This is a genomic window from Enterobacter cloacae complex sp. 309I3 (genome assembly GCF_050031595.1).
Taxonomy (GTDB): domain Bacteria; phylum Pseudomonadota; class Gammaproteobacteria; order Enterobacterales; family Enterobacteriaceae; genus Enterobacter; species Enterobacter cloacae.
On sequence record NZ_JBLGWI010000001.1, the window covers coordinates 347,711 to 368,057 of the forward strand.

At 57.3% G+C, this 20,347-nt stretch carries 20 protein-coding genes; 5 read left to right on the forward strand and 15 right to left on the reverse strand.

The window, feature by feature from the left end; all coding sequences use genetic code 11:
• Positions 1-102: 102 nt before the first annotated feature.
• Positions 103-1,416, forward strand: coding sequence for a glutamate/aspartate:proton symporter GltP (gene gltP / locus ACQG22_RS01625; protein WP_013095082.1), 1,314 nt, complete (start codon positions 103-105; stop codon positions 1,414-1,416).
• Between the two features lie 80 nt (positions 1,417-1,496).
• On the opposite strand, the gene ACQG22_RS01630 is transcribed toward gltP, so the two are convergent.
• From ACQG22_RS01630 to fdhF, 3 genes are all read right to left on the reverse strand, one after another.
• Entirely contained in the window at positions 1,497-2,171 is a 675-nt protein-coding gene (locus tag ACQG22_RS01630; protein WP_038980834.1) for a tetratricopeptide repeat protein, read from the reverse strand.
• 121 nt (positions 2,172-2,292) lie between these two features.
• On the reverse strand, positions 2,293-2,445 hold the full coding sequence (locus ACQG22_RS01635; protein WP_013095084.1) for a Hok/Gef family protein: 153 nt from the start codon (positions 2,443-2,445) through the stop codon (positions 2,293-2,295).
• 320 nt (positions 2,446-2,765) lie between these two features.
• Positions 2,766-4,913, reverse strand: a complete 2,148-nt coding sequence (gene fdhF / locus ACQG22_RS01640) for a formate dehydrogenase subunit alpha (RefSeq protein WP_077681898.1) — start codon at positions 4,911-4,913, stop codon at positions 2,766-2,768.
• Between the two features lie 252 nt (positions 4,914-5,165).
• On the opposite strand from fdhF, the gene ACQG22_RS01645 reads away from it, so the two are divergent.
• Positions 5,166-5,897, forward strand: a complete 732-nt coding sequence (locus ACQG22_RS01645; RefSeq protein WP_013095088.1) for a response regulator — start codon at positions 5,166-5,168, stop codon at positions 5,895-5,897.
• Positions 5,898-5,901: 4 nt separating this feature from the next.
• Here the strand turns inward: ACQG22_RS01645 and lpxO are convergent, their stop codons facing one another.
• The 7 genes from lpxO to ACQG22_RS01680 all read right to left on the reverse strand — a co-directional run bounded on the left by lpxO (position 5,902) and on the right by ACQG22_RS01680 (position 13,083).
• Positions 5,902-6,810, reverse strand: coding sequence for a lipid A hydroxylase LpxO (gene lpxO / locus ACQG22_RS01650; protein WP_040023656.1), 909 nt, complete (start codon positions 6,808-6,810; stop codon positions 5,902-5,904).
• Between the two features lie 142 nt (positions 6,811-6,952).
• Positions 6,953-7,960, reverse strand: coding sequence for a carbohydrate kinase family protein (locus ACQG22_RS01655; protein WP_020684557.1), 1,008 nt, complete (start codon positions 7,958-7,960; stop codon positions 6,953-6,955).
• The gene (locus ACQG22_RS01660) at positions 7,960-8,820 is read right to left on the reverse strand and encodes a ketose 1,6-bisphosphate aldolase (RefSeq protein ID WP_048970957.1); all 861 of its coding nucleotides are present in this window, start codon (positions 8,818-8,820) and stop codon (positions 7,960-7,962) included. Before ACQG22_RS01660 ends, ACQG22_RS01655 begins: the two co-directional genes overlap by 1 nt.
• A gap of 10 nt (positions 8,821-8,830) precedes the next feature.
• Positions 8,831-9,517, reverse strand: coding sequence for a D-lyxose/D-mannose family sugar isomerase (locus ACQG22_RS01665; RefSeq protein ID WP_020684559.1), 687 nt, complete (start codon positions 9,515-9,517; stop codon positions 8,831-8,833).
• An 83-nt stretch (positions 9,518-9,600) separates the two neighbouring features.
• Positions 9,601-10,542 carry an ABC transporter substrate-binding protein gene (locus ACQG22_RS01670; RefSeq protein ID WP_013095094.1) on the reverse strand — a complete coding sequence of 314 codons (942 nt, stop codon included), beginning with the start codon at positions 10,540-10,542 and terminating at the stop codon, positions 9,601-9,603.
• A gap of 28 nt (positions 10,543-10,570) precedes the next feature.
• Positions 10,571-11,566, reverse strand: coding sequence for an ABC transporter permease subunit (locus ACQG22_RS01675; RefSeq protein ID WP_013095095.1), 996 nt, complete (start codon positions 11,564-11,566; stop codon positions 10,571-10,573).
• Positions 11,563-13,083, reverse strand: a complete 1,521-nt coding sequence (locus ACQG22_RS01680) for a sugar ABC transporter ATP-binding protein (RefSeq protein ID WP_038418478.1) — start codon at positions 13,081-13,083, stop codon at positions 11,563-11,565. The genes ACQG22_RS01675 and ACQG22_RS01680 overlap by 4 nt, the downstream gene beginning before the upstream one ends.
• Before the next feature lie 181 nt (positions 13,084-13,264).
• On the opposite strand from ACQG22_RS01680, the gene ACQG22_RS01685 reads away from it, so the two are divergent.
• From ACQG22_RS01685 to yjdP, 3 genes are all read left to right on the forward strand, one after another.
• The gene (locus ACQG22_RS01685; RefSeq protein ID WP_336340732.1) at positions 13,265-15,541 is read left to right on the forward strand and encodes an ATP-binding protein; all 2,277 of its coding nucleotides are present in this window, start codon (positions 13,265-13,267) and stop codon (positions 15,539-15,541) included.
• Positions 15,542-15,661: 120 nt separating this feature from the next.
• Positions 15,662-16,285, forward strand: coding sequence for a GNAT family N-acetyltransferase (locus ACQG22_RS01690; RefSeq protein WP_013095098.1), 624 nt, complete (start codon positions 15,662-15,664; stop codon positions 16,283-16,285).
• Between the two features lie 78 nt (positions 16,286-16,363).
• Entirely contained in the window at positions 16,364-16,687 is a 324-nt protein-coding gene (gene yjdP, locus ACQG22_RS01695; protein WP_013095099.1) for a DDRRRQL repeat protein YjdP, read from the forward strand.
• Between the two features lie 52 nt (positions 16,688-16,739).
• Here yjdP and phnP read toward each other — a convergent pair whose 3' ends face one another.
• From phnP to phnL, 5 genes are read right to left on the reverse strand one after another with little or no spacing between them, the layout of a single operon-like run.
• The gene (phnP, locus tag ACQG22_RS01700) at positions 16,740-17,498 is read right to left on the reverse strand and encodes a phosphonate metabolism protein PhnP (protein ID WP_013095100.1); all 759 of its coding nucleotides are present in this window, start codon (positions 17,496-17,498) and stop codon (positions 16,740-16,742) included.
• A 9-nt stretch (positions 17,499-17,507) separates the two neighbouring features.
• Positions 17,508-17,942, reverse strand: coding sequence for an aminoalkylphosphonate N-acetyltransferase (phnO, locus tag ACQG22_RS01705; RefSeq protein WP_013095101.1), 435 nt, complete (start codon positions 17,940-17,942; stop codon positions 17,508-17,510).
• Positions 17,935-18,486 carry a ribose 1,5-bisphosphokinase gene (phnN, locus tag ACQG22_RS01710; RefSeq protein WP_086528220.1) on the reverse strand — a complete coding sequence of 184 codons (552 nt, stop codon included), beginning with the start codon at positions 18,484-18,486 and terminating at the stop codon, positions 17,935-17,937. The genes phnO and phnN overlap by 8 nt, the downstream gene beginning before the upstream one ends.
• Positions 18,483-19,619 (reverse strand): alpha-D-ribose 1-methylphosphonate 5-triphosphate diphosphatase, encoded by a 1,137-nt coding sequence (phnM, locus tag ACQG22_RS01715; protein WP_062729273.1) that lies wholly within the window; start codon positions 19,617-19,619, stop codon positions 18,483-18,485. The genes phnN and phnM overlap by 4 nt, the downstream gene beginning before the upstream one ends.
• Positions 19,616-20,296: a phosphonate C-P lyase system protein PhnL gene (gene phnL, locus ACQG22_RS01720; protein WP_040023663.1), complete on the reverse strand. Its 681-nt coding sequence runs from the start codon at positions 20,294-20,296 to the stop codon at positions 19,616-19,618. The genes phnM and phnL overlap by 4 nt, the downstream gene beginning before the upstream one ends.
• Positions 20,297-20,347: the final 51 nt, after the last annotated feature.

Below are 20,347 nucleotides of genomic sequence, written 5' to 3' on the forward strand. Positions count from 1 at the left end.
AAATCCCATAAACCAACGCAACACAATTCATACCCTTTCAGTATGTCTCCATATTCATGCAGTCTGCATGAATAGGGCGCTTCATTGAGGAAGTCAGTTTCTATGAAAAACGTTAAAGTCAGCCTGGCCTGGCAAATCCTGCTGGCCCTTGTGCTGGGTATCCTGCTGGGTAGCTATCTCCATTATCACAGCGACAGCCGCGAGTGGCTGATTGCGAACTTGCTCTCCCCGGCGGGCGATATCTTTATTCATTTGATCAAAATGATCGTGGTGCCAATTGTCATCTCGACGCTGGTGGTCGGTATTGCCGGAGTCGGTGATGCAAAACAGCTGGGCCGCATCGGTGCAAAAACCATTCTCTATTTCGAAGTGATCACGACGATTGCCATCATCCTTGGCATTACCCTGGCGAATGTCTTCCAGCCAGGTTCCGGGATCGATATGTCGCAACTTGCGACGGTGGATATTTCGAAATACCAAAGTACGACCGCTGAAGTGCAGAGCCATGCGCACGGCCTGATGGGCACCATCCTGTCGCTGGTGCCGACTAACATTGTGGCGTCGATGGCGAAGGGCGAGATGCTGCCAATCATCTTCTTCTCGGTGCTTTTTGGTCTGGGTCTTTCCTCTCTGCCTGCCACGCACCGTGAACCGCTGGTCACCGTGTTCCGCTCCATCTCTGAAACCATGTTTAAAGTGACCCACATGGTGATGCGTTACGCGCCGGTCGGGGTGTTTGCGCTTATCGCGGTAACCGTGGCGAACTTCGGTTTTGCCTCCCTGTGGCCGCTGGCGAAGCTGGTAATTCTGGTGCATTTCGCCATCCTGTTCTTCGCGCTGGTGGTACTGGGCATTGTGGCGCGCCTGTGTGGGCTGAGCATCTGGATCCTGATCCGCATTCTGAAAGATGAGCTGATTCTGGCGTACTCCACGGCCAGCTCTGAAAGCGTGCTGCCGCGTATTATTGAGAAGATGGAGGCCTATGGTGCCCCGGCTTCTATCACCAGCTTCGTGGTGCCAACCGGCTACTCCTTTAACCTGGACGGCTCGACGCTGTACCAGAGCATCGCAGCCATCTTTATTGCCCAGCTGTACGGCATTGATCTGTCGCTGTGGCAGGAAATTGTGCTGGTGCTGACGCTGATGGTGACCTCAAAAGGGATCGCGGGCGTGCCGGGTGTCTCCTTCGTGGTGCTGCTGGCGACGCTTGGCAGTGTCGGTATTCCGCTGGAAGGCCTGGCGTTTATCGCCGGTGTTGACCGTATCCTCGATATGGCGCGTACGGCGCTGAACGTGGTTGGAAACGCGCTGGCGGTGCTGGTTATTGCCAAGTGGGAACATAAGTTCGACCGTAAAAAAGCGCTGGCGTATGAACGCGAGGTGCTGGGTCGTTTTGATAAGACGGCTGACCAGTAACATCCTAAGCCCGGTGGCGCTGCGCTTACCGGGCCTACGGGTTTTGTAGGCCGGGTAAGGCGAAGCCGCCACCCGGCACGTTATTCTCCGCTCAACGCATCAAACTCTTCACATCCCGTATCAAACCCTTCCGTACAGCTCAGGTTCAACCAGTAGAGCGCCTTCTGTTTATTGGGCGTGATAAAGCCTTTCTCGCCCTGCTGGAACAGCATCCCTGCCCAGTATTCGGCATAGCCGGTGCGTGAAAGAGATGAGCTGCGCTTAAACCACGATGCCGCCAGAGCATCGTCCTGGGCCACTTCTACACCGTTGGCATAAATCAGACCCAGCAGCATTTGCGCATCTACCGCAGAGTCGTTGTCGATATCTTCGGTGGCCGTCTGCAGCAGTTTGATGGCCTGCGGGTAGTCTGTTTTGCCACCCTGGGTATTCACCAGAACGCGTGCCAGCATAATGGCGCCACGCTTGCTGCCCGCAATCGTGGCCTGCTCTGCCAGCGCTTTAGCCTGAGCGTAATCGCCCTGAGTAAAGTGGATCTGAGACAACAGGGCCATGGCATCGATGTCGCCCCCTTTTGCCGCTTTCTCTGCCCACATTGCCGCCTGCTTGCTGTCGCCGGAGCTGAACCAGGTGTCGGCGAGATAATACTGAGCGCGTGCATCGCCCGCCTCCGCCTGCGCTTTGTACTGGCTGCCAATCTCATCGGCATGGACGAACGACGTAAAAATTAATAACAACAGTAAAAATGGTTTCATGGATTCTTATCATCTGGGTACACGCCGCGCAGTATAATCGCGGCCATAGAATAAAAAAACGGGTGCGTTAAGACCTCAGCATCCTGCAAGCCGGGCGGAACTGTCATTCCGCCCGCAGAGGTTAGCCTGCAACGCAGGCTAATTTCGCCGCCACCTCCTGATGTTCACTCTTTATTGTCAGTTCGCATAACTTTCCGCGAGTAATAAAGGTAAAGATCACTATCGTCAGGCAGATAATAAAGACAATGCCTAACGCAGTTTTTAATGGCGTCATGCCTTTTACTCCTTGTCAAAAAAAGAATAAGAGGCTACTCTCAACCTGTAGGTTGTTGGGGGTAGCCTCGGGTAAATGAATATTTCCCGGGGCTTTCCACTTTCTGTCCCTCAACAATGCTCAAGACAGAAAGTCTTAAGCACCCGCCGCACATCTTATCCATCTGAATCAAAATGCAAAGATGTAATTCTTTTTCGTGCAATTTACATTATTTCTGCGAGCAGTTTTCCAGATTAATAATTGATATTTTTAATGAGTTAAGCGGAAATAAAAAGGGAGTGAATATTTCACTCCCTTTATTCATCAATTAAATAATATCATTATCCCATCGCACTTTCGCGCAAGCGGGCTTTCAGCTTGTTATATTCGTCGATCACATACTGTTCCGCAGCGTGCTGATCCGCAATCGGCTCCACGCGTACGGCGCAGTACTTATACTCCGGCGTTTTGGTTATCGGGCTTAAGTTCTCCGTCACCAGTTCGTTACAGGCGCCAATCCACCACTGGTAGGTCATGTACACCGCCCCTTTGTTGGGACGATCGCTGACCTGCGCACGGGTAATGATCCTGCCTTTACGCGAGTTCACCCATACCAGCGCTTCGTCTTCAATGCCAAGACGTTCAGCGTCGGCGGTGTTGATCTGCGCATAACCAGGTTCGTCCGCCAGCGCTGCCAGCGCCGCGCAGTTGCCGGTCATCGAACGGCAAGAGTAGTGGCCCACTTCACGCACGGTGGAGAGCACCATTGGATACTCATCGGTGAGTTTATCAATGGGGGCAACCCAGTCGCAGGTGAAGAACTGTGCCAGCCCATTTGGGGTGTCGAATTTCTCTTTAAAGAGATACGACGTGCCCTGGTCGGCCTCAGACTCATCCCGGCACGGCCACTGGATATACCCCAGTTCACCCATTTTTTCATAAGTTGCACCGTAGAAGTCCGGACACAGATGCCGCAACTCGTCCCAAATCTCCTGGGTGTTGTTGTAGTGCATCGGATAACCCATGCGGGTGGCAATTTCGCTGATGATCTGCCAGTCGGTTTTCAGATCCCACTTCGGCTCCACCGCTTTAAAGAAGCGCTGGAAGCCACGGTCTGCCGCCGTGTAAACTCCTTCATGCTCGCCCCAGGACGTTGACGGTAAAATCACATCCGCCGCTGCCGCGGTTTTGGTCATAAAGATGTCCTGAACAATCACCAGCTCCAGATCCTCAAACCCTTTACGCACTGCAGAGAGCTCGGCGTCGGTCTGGAGAGGATCTTCGCCCATGATGTAAGCCGCCCGCACTTCACCATGTGCCGCCCGGTGCGGCAGCTCGCTGATGCGATACCCGGTGTGCTCCGGCAAACTTTCCACGCCCCACGCTTTGGCAAACTTCGCGCGGTTTTCCGGGAACTTCACGTACTGATAGCCCGGATAGGTGTCCGGTAGCGCGCCCATATCGCAGGCACCCTGCACGTTGTTCTGACCGCGTACCGGGTTCACGCCGACGTGTGCCTTCCCAAGGTTGCCGGTCAGCATGGCGAGGCTGGTCAGGGAACGCACGGTTTCCACGCCCTGATAGAATTGGGTCACGCCCATGCCCCACAGAATGGCGGCGGTTTTCGCTCCGGCGTACATCCTTGCTGCCTGACGGATCTCCTGCGCGCTGACGCCGGTGATCGCTTCGACAGATTCTGGCGTATAGCCTTCGACAATTTTCCGATACTCTTCAAAACCTTCCGTACGGGTGGCGACAAACGCCTGGTCGTAGAGGTTCTCCTCAATAATGACGTGCCCCATGGCGTTCAACAGCGCGATGTTCGAGCCGTTTTTCAACGCGATGTGCATATCTGCAATACGAGCCGTTTCGATTTTGCGCGGATCGCAGACGATGATTTTCGCCCCGTTCTGTTTGGCGCGAATAACGTGGTTCGCGACAATCGGGTGAGAATCCGCCGGGTTATAGCCGAAGATAAAGACGAGATCGGTGTTGTCTATCTCGTTAATTGCATTACTCATTGCGCCGTTTCCGACCGACTGGTGCAGACCTGCAACCGATGGGCCGTGTCAGACGCGAGCGCAGCAGTCGACGTTATTGGTTCCAATAACGGCGCGCGCGAATTTTTGCATTACATAGTTGGTTTCGTTACCCGTCCCGCGTGATGACCCGGTGGTCTGGATCGCATCCGGGCCATATTTAGCCTTAATGGCGCTCAGGCGGGTGGCGACGTAGTCCAGCGCCTCGTTCCACGAGACGGCTTCCAGCTTGCCACCGCGTTCACGGCGGATCATGGGGGTTTTCAGGCGCGGGGTGAGGATTTGGGTATCGTTAATAAAATCCCAGCCGTAGTACCCTTTCAGGCACAGCGTGCCCTGGTTGGTTTTCCCCTGTGCGGCCTCCGCCCTGACGATTTTGCCGTTATCGACCACCAGGTGGATCTTGCAACCTGAGGCACAATAAGGGCAAACCGTGACGACTTTTTTCATCAGTCTGCTCCAGTTAATCATTTCGCAGCCATAATGCAGATTTTATGCCATGTTTTTAGTGTGGTTATCACTCGACTTTACGGGCGTTCTCCTGGCAAAACCCTGACGAAAAGCAGGCAATCGTCAAAATTGACGTGTCGAAAAGGCAGCGGATGTGACATGGGTTGTAATTCCGTCACGTAAAAATCCATTTGGCTGGAGCCGACGGCAGAATAGTTCAGACTTAACATAATCCCCTGACGGAAGCATGCGATGAAACCGGCGATTCTGGTGGTTGATGACGATACGGCAGTGTGCGAGCTGCTGCAGGATGTGCTCAGCGAGCACGTCTTTACGGTGCTCGTCTGCCATAACGGACAGGACGCACTGAACCGGGTTCATCAGGAACCGGGAATTGCCCTGGTCCTGCTGGACATGATGCTGCCGGATATCAACGGCCTGCAGGTCCTGCTGCAGTTGCAAAAGCAACGCCCGGATCTGCCGGTAGTGATGCTTACCGGGCTGGGGAGTGAGTCTGACGTGGTGGTAGGGCTGGAGATGGGTGCCGACGATTACATTGGCAAACCGTTTAATCCGCGTGTGGTGGTCGCCCGGGTTAAAGCCGTGCTCAGGCGTACCGGAGCGCTGGCGGCCGACACGCCCGCGCCACGAGTGGCGGGCATTGCTTTTAATGGCTGGACGCTGGATACCACCCGCTGCGAACTGATCGATCCGCAGCGTAACCCCGTACCGTTGACCCAGGGTGAATACGGCCTGCTGCTGGCGCTTACCCAGAACGCCCGCCGGGTACTGAGCCGCGAGCAGCTGCTTGAGCTGACCCACAGCGAAAGTGCCGATGTGTTTGACCGCACCATCGACGTGTTGATCATGCGCCTGCGCCGGAAAATCGAAGCCAATCCGCACCAGCCCGCATTAATCAAAACGATCCGCGGGCTGGGCTACGTCTTTGCCGCCGATGTCTGTCATCCCGATAGGGCGGCGTAAGTGCTTACGTTATGGCAGCGACAATAAGCGCGGCGAAAATCGCCGTGATGACCAGGTACTTCAGTGCGTAATAGAGCTTCCTATTGCGCTTCTTCAGACGCTGACCGCGTTCTCGCCCGGCGTGCACATATTTGAAGATACGGTTGATTCCCCCGGTGCGGTCGTTATCGTCATTGGGGGAGCTGGCCGCTGACATCAGCGTTGTCCCGACCCAGTGGTTAACCGCCTGCGCCCAGCGCCATTTCATCGGACGTTCGATATCGCAGAAGAGAATAATCCGCGTGTGATCCGATTTATTCTCCGCCCAGTGCACGTAAGTTTCATCAAAGATGACAGCCTCACCGTCACGCCAGCTGTGGCGCTGCTGGTCAACCTCTATAAAGCAGCGATCGTCATTTGGCGTGACCAGGCCTAAATGGTAACGAACCGAGCCGGCGTAGGGATCGCGATGCTTGCCGAGCTTCGCGCCCGCCGGGAGTTCGGCAAACATTGCCGCTTTCACGGACGGGATCTCACTCACCAGTTGTGTCGTAACGGGGCACAGGGTCTGAGCCGAGGGATGCGCATCGGCATACCATTTGAGGTAAAACCGTTTCCAGCCGCGTTTAAAGAAAGTGTTAAAACCGGCATCGTTATGATTTTGTGCCGCCTTAATATGATCCTGCAAACGCAGCGCCTCTTCGCGAATGACCTCCCAGTTTTCCGTCAGTTTATTTAATTCCGGAAAGCGCTCGGTTTCAAAAAAGGCCTGTCTGGCGGGCAGCGAAGAGAACGCCGTCATAAACATATTGATAGGCGCCATAAAGGTGGAGTGGTCGAAAAGTTGACGGGAAAGCGTCTGTTTTTCTTTGCCGCGCGAATGCGCATAAATAACACTGATAATAAATATAGCGATGATAATTGCTGCGAACATTTTTCCTTGTCCTCTGTATCTCTCATTTCGGAAAAGCGTGTGGGCAATATGTTGCCCACGCCGAATGTGCCAGACGCAGAGAGTGTAGTTCGGCTATGCAAAATTCATAGAACTGTAATCAAAAATCGCAATTTTTGTTAATTTAGGCGTTGCTCTCCTGAATAAAGCGCGTCAATTCCTCCAGCGTTTTTGCTCCATCAATGGCATTCGCGGCCAGCAGGCTTGCCCGGGCGCAGGCATGCGCCAGGTAAATACTCTCTGCCAGCGGCAGCGATTCATGACAGCCATATAAGAAACCGGCACAAAAGGCGTCGCCCGCGCCGACGCTGCCAATAATCTCCTCCTGAGTCAGCCTCCATGAGGGGATCCAGCGTCCTTCTTCGTTTGCGGCTTCTCCCCAGGCACCTTCCGGGCAGTGGATCACCACCCGCTGCCGGACGCCTGCCGCCCGCAGCTGCGCGGCGGCTTCAGCGATGTGGGCAACGTGTGGTGCGTCGTTGCCGTCGCGCATCTCAAGGCCGCTAAATTCTCCGGCTTCCAGTTCGTTAATGACCAGATAATCGAGATGACGCAGGGCAGGGAGGACCAGCGGCTGATAGCGCGGATCGCCCTTGCGGGAGACCAGATCAAGCGAGGTTTCATACCCCTGTTCGCGCATCTGCGCCAGCAGCCGTGCGCTGCGGGTGCCGTATTCGTCATCTGGCATATCCAGACTGTCGAGCAGCAGCAGGTAGCCGAGGTGGAAGATTTTCATTGTGCCGTCGAGACGGTCAAACGCGGGGAGATCCAGCAGGCGGTTGGCCCCGGGTGAGTGGAAAAAGGTGCGCTGTCCGCTGGGGTCGGTCATCACCTGCGACATGGAGGTTGGCGCAAAGGTGGTGCGCTGTACGCGCTGTCGATTGACGTGATACTGGTCGAGCATTGCCAGAATGTAGTCCCCGTCGCTGTCTTCGCCAATCAGCCCCACCGCCTGCAGCGGCAGGCCGACGTGCATTTTCGCCAGCGTCAGCAGGACGTTAAGCGGCGCGCCGCCGGTGGAACGCTCGCTGTGGGTAATTTCTGCCAGCCAGCCGCGTTCCGGCCATTGCACGATCTGGTGAACGTGATCCACCAGCATATTGCCCGCGGCGATGATCCCTTTGCGTTCCATTATGCCTGCCCCGCGCTGCCAAAGATGCGCATCTGTTCGGCAACCGTATCGGTAATCGCCTCTTCTATGCCCAGCAGCAGCTCGGCAAACTCATCGTACAGCGGCTGGCGGTTGGCCATACGCTGCTCAACGGCGGAAAGGGCGGCCTGGGACATGCCGGTATAGAAATTGATTTTATGAATACCAAGTTCAATGGCGCGACGAAAATCAGCATCGCTGATCCCGGAGCCGCCGTGCAGCACCAGTGGCAGCCCGGTCTGCTGGCGAATGGCGTCCAGACGGGGGAAATCGAGCTTTGGCTCGCCTTTATACTTGCCGTGCGCGTTGCCAATGGCGACGGCCAGCGCGTCAATGCCGGTTGAATCGACAAATTCCCGTGCCAGCTGCGGGTCGGTAAAGTACGCTTCATCCGCATGGCCGTAGAGCGCTCCGCCTTCATCGCCACCGACGGCACCTAACTCTGCCTCCACCGACACGCCCACCGCGTGACACATCTTCACCACTTCACGCGTCTGACGAATATTCTCCTCGTAGCTCAGTGTCGAGCCATCGAACATCACGGAGCTGAACCCTAAGCGCAGGGCGCGCACCACGGCGTCAAAGTGCAGGCCGTGGTCGAGGTTGAGTACCACGGGGATCGCGTGGCGGGCGGCTTCGAACTTAATCGCTTCGACAAGCGACTCCAGCGACACGTATTTAAAATGCACTTCGGCGATGTTGATGATAAAAGGCGAGCACTCCTGCTTCGCCGCGGCAAACAGGGCGCGCAGGAAGTGGGTGTCGAGAACGTTGAACGCGCCCAGCGCGTAGCGATGTTGCCTGGCGTGCGCAAGACCGTCGGCAAGAGAAATCAATGGCATCATTTACCCCTTATATCCGAAACAGGTTGTACTCGTTGCACAGTACCAGCACCGCCGGTTCGTCTTCTTCGATGTTGTTATAGCGGGCAACGGGCTGCAAAAAGTGGTTGTCGTGTTCATCGTCATTGACCGATGACACTTCGCCCACCAGCACGTCGCCAAAACCGCGTTCACCCCAGAAACTGTGGTACAGGCCGGGCGTCAGGCAGATGCTCTCCCCTGGTGTAAGGCGCAGCTGGCTGCCGGGGGCGTGGGTCTGCTGGCAACCGTCTATCGTGACGGTGACGTCCGTGTTTTCGGTCTCTGCCTGTGCACCGGCATTCCATAACTCAATAATGAGATTTCCACCGCCGCGGTTGATGATGTCCTCCCGTTTGCGCCAGTGAAAATGCATGGGCGTGAGCTGACCGTCGCGTACGTGCATGATTTTTTCGGCGTAGCATTTTTCATACGGCGTGCCGTTTGGTGAGCCGTTGCGCAGGGTAAACAGCGTGAGCCCCTGCGCGGCAAAGCTGCTGCCGCCAAAGGCCGTTACGTCCCAACCGAGCTTAAGGTCAAACACTTCTTGCCAGGCGGCCTGATCGAGCTGTTGCCATTTTGTGGGTGGGAAGCTGGCAAAAGGGGGGAGATGCACGTCGTGCATGGAGAAAAACTGCCGCGTGTGGCCGAGGATTTCGTTGATTTCGGAGCGTTTCATGGGGACTCCTTGTGTTTTTTGTCGGCCCAGTCCCCTCTCCCTGTGGGAGAGGGTTAGGGTGAGGGCATCGGGCCGCGCAATTGTTACTTAACCGTCCACCCCTTATACGTGCCGACGTTCTTTTTATCGATCATCGTCACCGGGATCAGCACAGGCTCTTTCGGTGCCGGTTTGCCCTGTAGAATGTCATAGCCGATCTCAACCGCTTTTGCCGCCATGACCTGCGGATCTTGTGCCGGCGTCGCCACAAACAGGGAGTTTTCCCGCTTCAGGGCTTCTTCGCCGTCCGGGCTACCGTCCACACCAACGATAAAGAACTCGTTGCGTTGCGCTTGTTTCGCCGCCAGATCGGCACCGATCGCGGTCGGATCGTTAATCGCGAAGACGCCATCGATCTTCGGATTGGCCGCCAGCAGCGAGGTCATGACTTCCAGACCCCCTTCACGGCTGCCCTTGGCGTTCTGGTTATCGGAGAGCACTTTGATATCCGGGTGTTTTTTGAACTCGGTCTGGCAACCTTCCACACGGTTCTGGACGGCAGAGACCGGCGGTCCGTTGATGATCACTACATTGCCTTTGCCGTTCAGGCGGTCGGTGATGTACTTACAGGCCATTTCGCCCGCCTGGGTGTTATCGGAGGTGATCGTCGCGTCTGCACCTTCTGCCGCCACGTCAACCGCGACCACCACGATCCCGGCCTCTTTCGCGCGTTTCACCGCCGGGCCGATCCCTTTAGAATCTGCGGCGTTGAGGATGATCATGTCCACTTTGGCGGCAATAAAGTTGTCGATCTGCGCCACCTGCTGGCCCAGATCGTACCCGCTGGAGACCAGCGTCACTTTGACGTTATCCCCCGCCAGCTTGCGCGCCTCCAGCTCGGCACCTTTGGTGATCTGCACGAAGAACGGGTTGGCCAGGTCACCCACCGTTACGCCGATGGACTTCAGATCTTTCGCCTGCGCAAACGGCGTTGCGGCAAGCAGCGCGCCAGCACAGAGCGCGGTCACTAAGGGCTTCAATCTCATGCTCTCTTCCTCACGTAGGGTATTGTTGTTATGCACTTTGATGGTGTCGGGTACGGTATTTGTCGATCAGCACCGCAATGATGATCACCGCCCCTTTGATCACCAGTTGCCAGAAGTAGGAGACGCCCATCAGCGTCATGCCGTTGTTGAGGGTGGCGATAATCAGCGCTCCCACCAGCGTGCCGGTGATCGTGCCGATCCCGCCAACGAAGCTGGTGCCGCCGAGGATCACCGCCGCAATCGCATCCAGCTCGTAACCCATGCCCAGGTTTCCGTTGGCGCTGTAGAGGCGCGACGCGCTCATCACACCGCCTAACCCGGAGAGCAGGCCGCTCATGCCATACACAAACAGCAACACCAGCCAGACTTTGATGCCCGTTAAGCGTGCCGCCTGCATGTTGCCGCCTACCGCATAGATGTGAACGCCAAGCGTAGTGCGACGCAGGATAAACCAGCACACCACAATCACCGCCAGGGCAATCACCACCAGCCACGGCACGGGGCCAAGATAGTTATTGCCTATCCACTCAAAATTGATGTTCGAGTTAATCACCGTCGTGCCATCGGCCAGCAGGTACGCTGCGCCCCGCAGTGCCGTGTAGGTGCCGAGGGTGACAATAAACGGCGGTAGTCCGGCAAAGGCCACCAGCGCGCCGTTGAACAACCCCAGCACCAGGCCGAGCATCAGCGCGGCGGGAATAGAGAGCCCGGCGAATTCCGGTATTAACGACACCACCATCGCGGCGACCGCCGTGGTACCCAGAATAGACCCGACGGAGAGGTCAATCCCCCCGGTCAGGATGATGAAGGTCATCCCTGCCGCCAGCACGATGTTGATCGACGCCTGTCGGGTAATGTTGAGCAGGTTGCTTTCGGTAAAGAAGTTAGGAGCGATAAAGCCAAAAACCGCCACGATCAGGATGAGAATGGGCAAAATGCCGACCGTTTGCATCAGATCGCTCATCAGCATTTTTTTGGCGGAGGCAGATTTTGCCACCTGCTGCGGATGGGTTGGAGTTGTCATAGTTGCACCGCCTGATGATGTGAGTCGTTCACGCCGGTTGCCAGCGTCATGATGTTTTCCTGAGAGATGTCGTGTCCGTGGAGCTCCCCGGCGATGCTGCCTTCACGCATGACATAGACGCGGTCGCTCATGCCCACCACTTCCGGCAGTTCGCTGGAGATCATCAAAATCGCCACGCCCTTGCGCGCCATCTGGTTCATGATGCGGTAGATTTCGCTTTTTGCGCCGACATCGACACCGCGCGTCGGTTCGTCGAGGATCAGAATACGCGGACCAATCGCCACCCAGCGGGAGATCAGCAATTTCTGCTGATTACCGCCTGACAGACCGCCCGCGCGGACCTGTGCGTGAGGCACGCGGATATTCAGCAGGGCGATGGCATCGTCAGAAATGGACTGCGCTTTTTTGCGGTTAAGCATGCCGAAGGTGGCGTCGCGCTCCAGCGTCGCCATGGTGATGTTCTCCTGCGCCGCCAGCTCCAGGAACAGCCCCTGCTCCTTGCGGTTCTCGGTAAGAAAACCGATCCCGTTTTCAATGGCCGCGCGCGGGGAGTGGATCACCACCGGCTCGCCGTCCACTTCAATCATTCCGCCCGTGGCTTTACGTACGCCAAAGATGAGCTGTGCCAGCTCGGAGCGACCGGCACCGACCAGCCCCGCCAGGCCGACGATTTCCCCTGAGCGCACCTGCAGGCTGCAGGGTTGGACTTTTTTACCGTCGGTGAGGTGATGCACGTTAAGACGCGGGTTGCCGAGCGGGATATCGCGCTCTTTGTTGAACAGATCGCTTAAGGGGCGACCCACCATCATTTTCACCAGCTCAGACGCGTTCAGTTTGTCGCGCGTCAGGCTACCGACGTATTGCCCGTCACGCAGGACGCTGACCCGGTCAGAGAGTTCGTACACTTCCGCCATGCGGTGGCTGATATAGATGATCGCCATCCCTTCATCCCGCAGGCGCAGGATCAGCTCAAACAGACGATGGGTTTCACGCGAGGAGAGGGCGGCAGTGGGTTCATCCATCACCAGAATGCGGCTGTTACGGTGCAGCGCGCGGGCGATTTCCACCTGCTGTTGTTCAGCGATAGTCAGCTTCATCACCAGGTCGGTGGCGTTGAAGTTTGCACCCAGACGGTCGATGACCGCCTGAGCCTGGGCGGCCATCTCTTTACGCTGCACCAGTCCGCCGCGCGAGAGTTCGCTGCCAAGAAAGATGTTTTCCGCAACCGTCAGGTTGGGGGCGAGTTGCATCTCCTGATAGATCAGGGTAATGCCTGCGGCCAGCGCATCCTTCGGGCCTTTAATGTGATACGGCTGACCGTCAATCAGGATCTCGCCGCTGGTCGCGGTGTAGGCGCCCGCGAGGATCTTCATCAGCGTGCTTTTTCCCGCGCCGTTTTCACCCATCAGCGCGTGGATCTCACCGGGAAAGACCGTCAAATCCACACCCTTGAGCGCGTGGAAGTTGCCAAACGTTTTGGCAATGCTGCGCATCTCCAGTACCGGGGTTCTGCTCATGGCGGATCTCCTGTGAAGGTTGATATCTGCACTTCATCACAGGTGCGTAAATGCAAAATGTCAGAAGCCGTTCATATTTGTCATAGTTATGAATAGCTAATCGCCGTCACATTTCTCTTTTCCCTCTGCCTGTGGGAGAGGGCAAGGGTGAGGGCACCCATTTGCAGAGGAGCCCAATCCCATGCCATCACGCTCGCCGTTCTTCGCCAGTGCCCGCGGTCGTCTGCTGATCTTTAATCTGTTGGTGGTGGCGGTGACGCTGATGGTCAGTGGTGTGGCGGTGCTGGGTTTTCGGCATGCCAGCCAGATCCAGGAACAGGTACAACAGCAGACGCTGGATGACATGACCGGCAGCATGAATCTCGCCCGCGATACCGCCAGCGTGGCAACCGCGGCGGTACGGCTTTCGCAGGTGGTGGGGGCGCTGGAATACAAAGGAGAGGCCGAGAGCCTGAAGCAGACCCAAATGGCGCTGCGGCACTCGCTGGAACAGCTCGCAGATGCGCCCTTAGCGCAGCAGGAGCCGGGGCTTGTGGCGCGCATTATTCGTCGCAGTAATGAGTTACAGCAAAGCGTGACGGGCATGCTGGAGCGCGGACAGCGGCGCCATCTGCAGCGTAACGCGCTGCTTAGCTCGCTGTATCAAAGCCAGAGCTATTTACGCCATCTGCAGGATATTAACCGTCGGTTTGGCAGCAACATCCCGGATGCGCAGCAGCTTGCGGAAATGGACAGGCTGATTCTCGCCGCCATCGATACCCCCTCACCGCGCGCCACCCTTCAGCAGCTGGACGCCGTTACCGCAACGTTGCCCCAGCGCGCCACGCAGCCCGTGGTGAATCTTGTTCTGCCCGATTTCAACGACGAGCTGCGCAGGCTTGCCCCGCTGTCAAAGCAGCTTGAGGAGAGCGACCTGGCGATAAGCTGGTATATGTTCCACATCAAGGCGCTGGTGGCGATATTAAATAGCGATATCAATCAGTACGTTGAGCAGGTGGCGGAGGCTTCCCGGCTGCGTACGGCCCAGAGTCATCAGGAGCTGCGGTCCATCAGCGTGTTTATCAGCATATTCGCCGTACTGGCGCTGATCATCACCGGCTGCGCCTGCTGGTATATCTACCGCAATCTGGGCTCCAACCTGACGGCGATCTCCCGGGCGATGTCGCGTCTTGCCCATGGCGAGCAGGACGTTTCGGTGCCCGCGCTGCAGCGGCGTGATGAGCTGGGAGAGCTGGCTCGCGCGTTTAACGTCTTTGCCCGCAATACCGCCTCGCTGGAGCACACTACCCGTCTACTGAAAGAGAAAACCTCCCAGATGGAGATCGACCGCATCGAGCGTCAGGGACTGGAGGAGGCGCTGCTGCACAGCCAGAAGATGAAGGCCGTTGGTCAACTAACGGGCGGGCTGGCACATGATTTCAACAACCTGCTGGCGGTGATAATCGGTAGCCTGGAGCTGACCGATCCCGACTCCAGTGATGCCACACGTATCGCCCGCGCGCTCAATGCCGCCGAGCGCGGTGCGTTGCTGACCCAGCGTCTGCTGGCTTTTTCCCGCAAGCAATCCCTGACTCCGCATGCGGTAGAGATGAAACCGCTGCTGGAGAATCTCAGAGAGCTGATGCGCCACTCCTTGCCCGCCACCCTGAGCCTGGAGATAGAGGCTCAATCCCCGGCCTGGCCGGCGTGGATAGACGTTGGCCAGCTCGAAAACGCCATTATCAACCTGGTGATGAACGCCCGCGACGCGATGGAGGGGCAGACGGGCGTGATTAAGATCCGCACATGGAATCAGCGCGTCACTCGCAGCGACGGACGCAGGCAGGATATGGTGGCGCTGGAGGTGATCGACCGAGGCAGCGGTATGACGCAGGAGGTCAAATCCCGGGTGTTCGAGCCGTTCTTCACCACCAAGCAGACCGGCAGTGGCAGTGGTTTAGGGCTGTCGATGGTGTACGGTTTTGTGCGTCAGTCCGGCGGCCGCGTCGAAATTGAAAGCGCGCCGGGACAAGGCACCACCGTGCGGCTCCATCTGCCGCGCTCAACGCTGCCCGTCGTCCCTGAAGATGAAACGCACTCTGCCACCGCATCCGCTGAAAACGAACGGCTGGTGCTGGTCCTGGAAGATGAGGCCGATGTTCGTCAGACCCTGTGCGAGCAACTGCATCAGCTTGGCTACCTGACCCTTGAAGCGGAAAGCGGTGAGCAGGCACTGAACATGCTGGCGGCCTCGCCGGATATCGGCATGTTTATCAGTGATCTGATGCTGCCGGGCAGCCTGAGCGGGGCGGAGGTGATTAACCACGTGCGCAGCCACTACCCGCAACTGCCGGTGTTGTTGATCAGCGGTCAGGATTTACGTCCGACGCACAACCCGCAGTTGCCGGATGTAGCGCTACTGCGCAAACCGTTTACCCGCGTACAGCTGGCGCAGGCGCTGCGGAAAATCAGCGCTTAAACAGCGAATTTAGGATTTCATCAAGAGCCTGAGTAAAGTCGGCGATGCTAATCTGCGCAAAATTTAGCGGATTAAGATATAAAGGGAATTATGCCGGTACTCACAAGAGGGGACTCACAAATGATCGTGATGCCTACAACGTACAGCCCGAATACGGTTGCCAGGTCATTTACGCTCGTAGATGAATTTGAACTCTCCGGTCGGGTGTTACATGTCATTTATGACAGCCAGACGCCCCGGGCTGCAATTATTGAAGCAGATATCGAAACCTTTGATGGCGTTCCCCGGCATCGGGTTGTTGCTGCTCTGGATTTACAGCATAAAGCCCATCTGGGAAAGGACATTATCGCAGTCGAACGATGCTGGGAAGATACTCGCGTTGTCCAGGTAGAAGGCATTTGTGTCGATCCTGCCGAACGAGACAAAGGGCTGGCGACTCGTCTCTATGAAGCGTTGGTCTTACATTGCGGCGTGACCTTAATCAGCGACTTCGAGCAATATGAGGGTGGAAAGATGCTCTGGCAGAAAATAGCCCGTGAATCCGACCAAATCGCTGTTTTTGTACTCGACACAGAGCAGGGAGCATTCTGGCCTTATGATGGCAGCAAGGTGATATATGACGGAGGATGTATTCCTGAAGACCGCATCTGGAGTCATTCTCCGGACCAAAAATGCTCCGGGATTGTGCTGGTCGCAGAGAATAAACAGCGAGTGCGTCAAATAATGGAAGCGTCGCCTCGCTAAAGAATTTGAGATTCCTCCGCTACCTCTCCCGTTTGCGGTTAATTACCGTAAGGCCAGTTCACCTGCGAGTCTGGCCTTATGAAACGTTACTCTACCGCTCTGTTATTTGGTCTGCTGTCACTCTCCAGCCAACTGGCGCATGCCGATGTGATTGATGATGCCATTGGCAACATTCAGCAGGCGATCAACGATGCCTATAACCCCGGCAGCAGCCGCAGCAACGATGATGACGATCGTTATGACGATGACCGTCGCATTGATAGCCGTCAGTATGACGACCGCCGTCGGCAGCTTGAAGACAGACGCCGCCGTTTAGACGAGCGTCAGCGCCAGTTAGATGACGACAGACGACGCCTGGAAGAGGATGAGCGGCGGTTAGAAGAGGATTACGATCGCGGTTAAGTGCGGCCTGTTGCCCTTACCTCAACCCTCTCCCACGGGAGAGGGAGAAAACCTAATCCAGCACCAACACCATGCCGTCATATCCCGCTTCGATGCCGTCCGGCAGCGGGTTATCCATCATCCACACGTCAAACTGATGGCTGATATGGGTCAGGATCACCTGCGGGCAGCCAATCACCTCGTTCAGTGCCACCACGGTGTTTAAATCGCAATGGTTGCGCGGCGTCTGTGGGCGCGGTTCATGGCTACAGTCGATGATCATCGCCTGTGGCTGGTTGTTGAGCAGAAATTTCACCGTTTTCTCCGGCAATCCGGCGGTATCAGAGAGCCACGCCACGCGGCTGTGGGCGGACTCCAGCAGATAACCAAAGGTGAGCTTCGAGTGGTTGAGCGGCAGCGGCGTCACCCGCAGGCCCTGCAGCTCAAACATCACAAACGGCTCCAGCATATGGCTGAAATCCAGAATGCCCGGGTGTTTGAAGAGATCGTCACATCCGGCTTCATCCGGCGGGCCGTAAACGGGGATCGTCGCGCCAACGCCCCAGCGCAGGGGAAACAGCCCCTGAACGTGATCCATATGGTAGTGGGTCAGCAAAAACTGCTGAAAGCTGCCGGCTGGCCAGTCGTCCATCAGGTGCGGAATACCCGCGTCCAGTAGCGTCACCGCATCATTGAATTTGACGGCCGCGCTACAGGGCCGACGACGATAATTCTCCTGCAGACGTGCCCGGCGGCATGCCGCGCAATCGCAGCCAAACACCGGGACCAGCTGGGCACTGCCGGTGCCCGTTAACGTGATGGTCAGACTCATCGTGCACCTCTACAACGGTTTGGTGAAACGAAAATGGCTCTGCGTATACCCTTCACGAACATAAAAACGGTGGGCGTCCAGCCGCCGGACGCTGGTGGAGAGCTCCGTCAGTTCCGCGCCCGCCTGCCGCGCGGTGTCCTCTGCCCATGCCAGCAGTTGGCTCCCCACTTTAAGACCACGCGCCTCGGGCATCACCACCAGCTCCTGGATTTCGCCGATCCATCTGGCGTGGTGCAGGTGAAACTGCATATGCAGGCCAATCATACCCACCACCTGTCCATTCAGCTCTGCCAGCTGATAACGCATATTGTGGTCCTGCAGATTGGCCAGATACCCGGCGTGGAACGCCTGATGATCAAATTCGGCCTGTTTTAACTCGCAGATCAGCGCGTAAACGATTTGCGCATCATCGGCGGTGGCGGGGCGAAGCGTGCAGTCAGGCATGCTGTTTCTCCTTCTGACGGATAAGCGATAAAACGTTATCGACTGACTGTAGCAAACTTCCGTCGTTGTTGAGGATGTGGCAATCCGCCGGGGTATAGCGCGCTGCGCGTTCGAGTCTCTGCGCGATCTCTTTTTCGCTTTCGCGTCCGCGGCTTTGCAGGCGGCTGCGCAGGACATCCGGCGAAACCTGCAGACAGACCGGCAGCAGCGCCGAGGCATACCGGGCGCGTGCCTGGGGAAGATGCGCACGAGAGCCGTTGACCAGCACGTCAAAACCCGCGTGCAGCCACAGGTCGATCTCAATGCCGATCCCGTAGTAGTAGCCGTTGGCGTGCCAGCTGAGCGCCAGCAGATTCTGCCCGGCGCGAGTGAAAAATTCCTGTTCGCTCAGGGCGATATGGTTTTCACTACCGGCATTCGCCGCCCGGGTAATATAGCGATGTGCGACCAGCAGCTGCGGGTGTTCCCGCTGCCGTAAGGCGGACAGCAGGCTGTCCTTCCCGGAGCCGGAGGGCCCCATTAACCAGATGACTCTTCCCATCAGAACACCCTTTTTCCCTGACGCCAGACGTGGTCGATATGGATGTGCTCGCCCTTACGGTGGGCCAGCACCAGATCCGCCCGTTTTCCTTCGGCTATCTCGCCCCGGTCGTGAAGATTAAGCGCGGATGCCGGGTTCTTCGTTACCAGGCGAATTGCCTGCGGCAACGTGAAGCAGTTGCTGTCGTCATTCGCGACGCGGAAGGCGGCGTCCAGCAGGCTGGCGGGGTAGTAGTCGGAAGAGAGGATATCCAGCAGGCCGAGCGAGGCGAGTTTGCTTGCCGCCACGTTGCCGGAATGCGAGCCGCCGCGCACGATGTTCGGTGCCCCCATCAGCACGTTCATGCCATGCGCGCGGGAGGCCTCTGCCGCCTCAAACGTGGTAGGAAATTCAGCGATCACGCTGCCAAGCTGGTGGGATTCGCGGACATGGTTGTGCGTGGCATCATCATGGCTGGCCAGCGCGATGTTACGGTCCCGGCACATTGCGGCAATCGAAACACGGTTCGGCTGTGACCACTGTGCCGCCAGCGCCAGCTGCTCTTCCTCGTAGCGCGCCATCTCCACATCGTTAAGAGAATATTTGCCCTGGTAATACTCGCGGTATTTTTCGAGGCTGGCGAACTGGCGCTGCCCCGGCGAGTGGTCCATCAACGAGACCAGCGACACTGGCTCGCGGTCTACCAGCTTTTCAAACAGCGGCAGGGTGGTGTGATGCGGCAACTCGCAGCGCAGGTGCAGGCGATGTTCGGCGCGGTTAAGACCGCGCTTTTGCGTCTCTTCCACGGCGTTGATCATCTTTTCCAGATTCTCCAGCCGATCGCCGCCGTCGCGTACGTCACCAATCGCCACCGCATCCAGCACGGTGGTGATGCCGCTGGCAACCATCAGCGCGTCGTGGCTGCTCATCGCCGAATGGGCGGGCCAGTCCACCTTCGGCCGTGGGGTGAAGAATTTATCCAGATTATCGGTGTGCAGCTCAATCAGCCCTGGCAGCAGCCAGCCGCCTTCGCCGTCCATCGCTTCGGGCAAATGGCTTCGGGTTTCGGCATACGCGCGGATCGCGCCGTCGCGGATCTCAATCGAGCCGTCGATGACCTCATTTTCCAGCACCAGCTTGACGTTATTGATAATCATACGCTTGTCCCCATCGGGTGCAGCCTGTCCGCCACGCGGTTGCGAACGCTCTCGTCGTGGAAGATCCCGACGATCGCCGCGCCGCGCGCTTTGGCCTGTTCGATCAGTTCCACCACTGCCGCGCTGTTTTTGCTGTCGAGCGAAGCGGTGGGTTCATCAAGAAGTAAAATCGGGTAGTCGACGATAAATCCGCGAGCGATATTCACGCGCTGCTGTTCGCCGCCGGAAAAGGTCGACGGGGCAAGATGCCAGAGGCGTTCCGGGACGTTGAGGCGCGTCAGCAGGCTGGCGGCTTTGGCGGCGCAGGTTTCGCGCGGCACGCCGAGATCCAGCAGCGGCTGCATTACCACATCCAGAGCGGAGATCCGCGGGATCACCCGCAGAAACTGGCTCACCCAGCCGATCGTCGAGCGGCGGACTTCCAACACCTTACGCGCGGGGGCCTGAACCAGGTCGACCCATTCATCGGCATGGCGAATATGAATGTGCCCCTCGTCCGGCAGATAGTTGGCGTACAGGGAGCGCAGCAGGGTGGATTTTCCGCTGCCGGAGTGGCCGTGCAGCACCACGCATTCGCCGCTGTTCACCTTCAGAGAGGCATTTTGCAGCACCGGCAGACGCACGCCGTTTTGCTGGTGGAGCACAAAGGTTTTACTTACGTTTTCTACGTGGATCATTTTGGCCTCGTGGCGTTTTCTTGCCGGGTGGCGCTTCGCTTACCCGGCCTA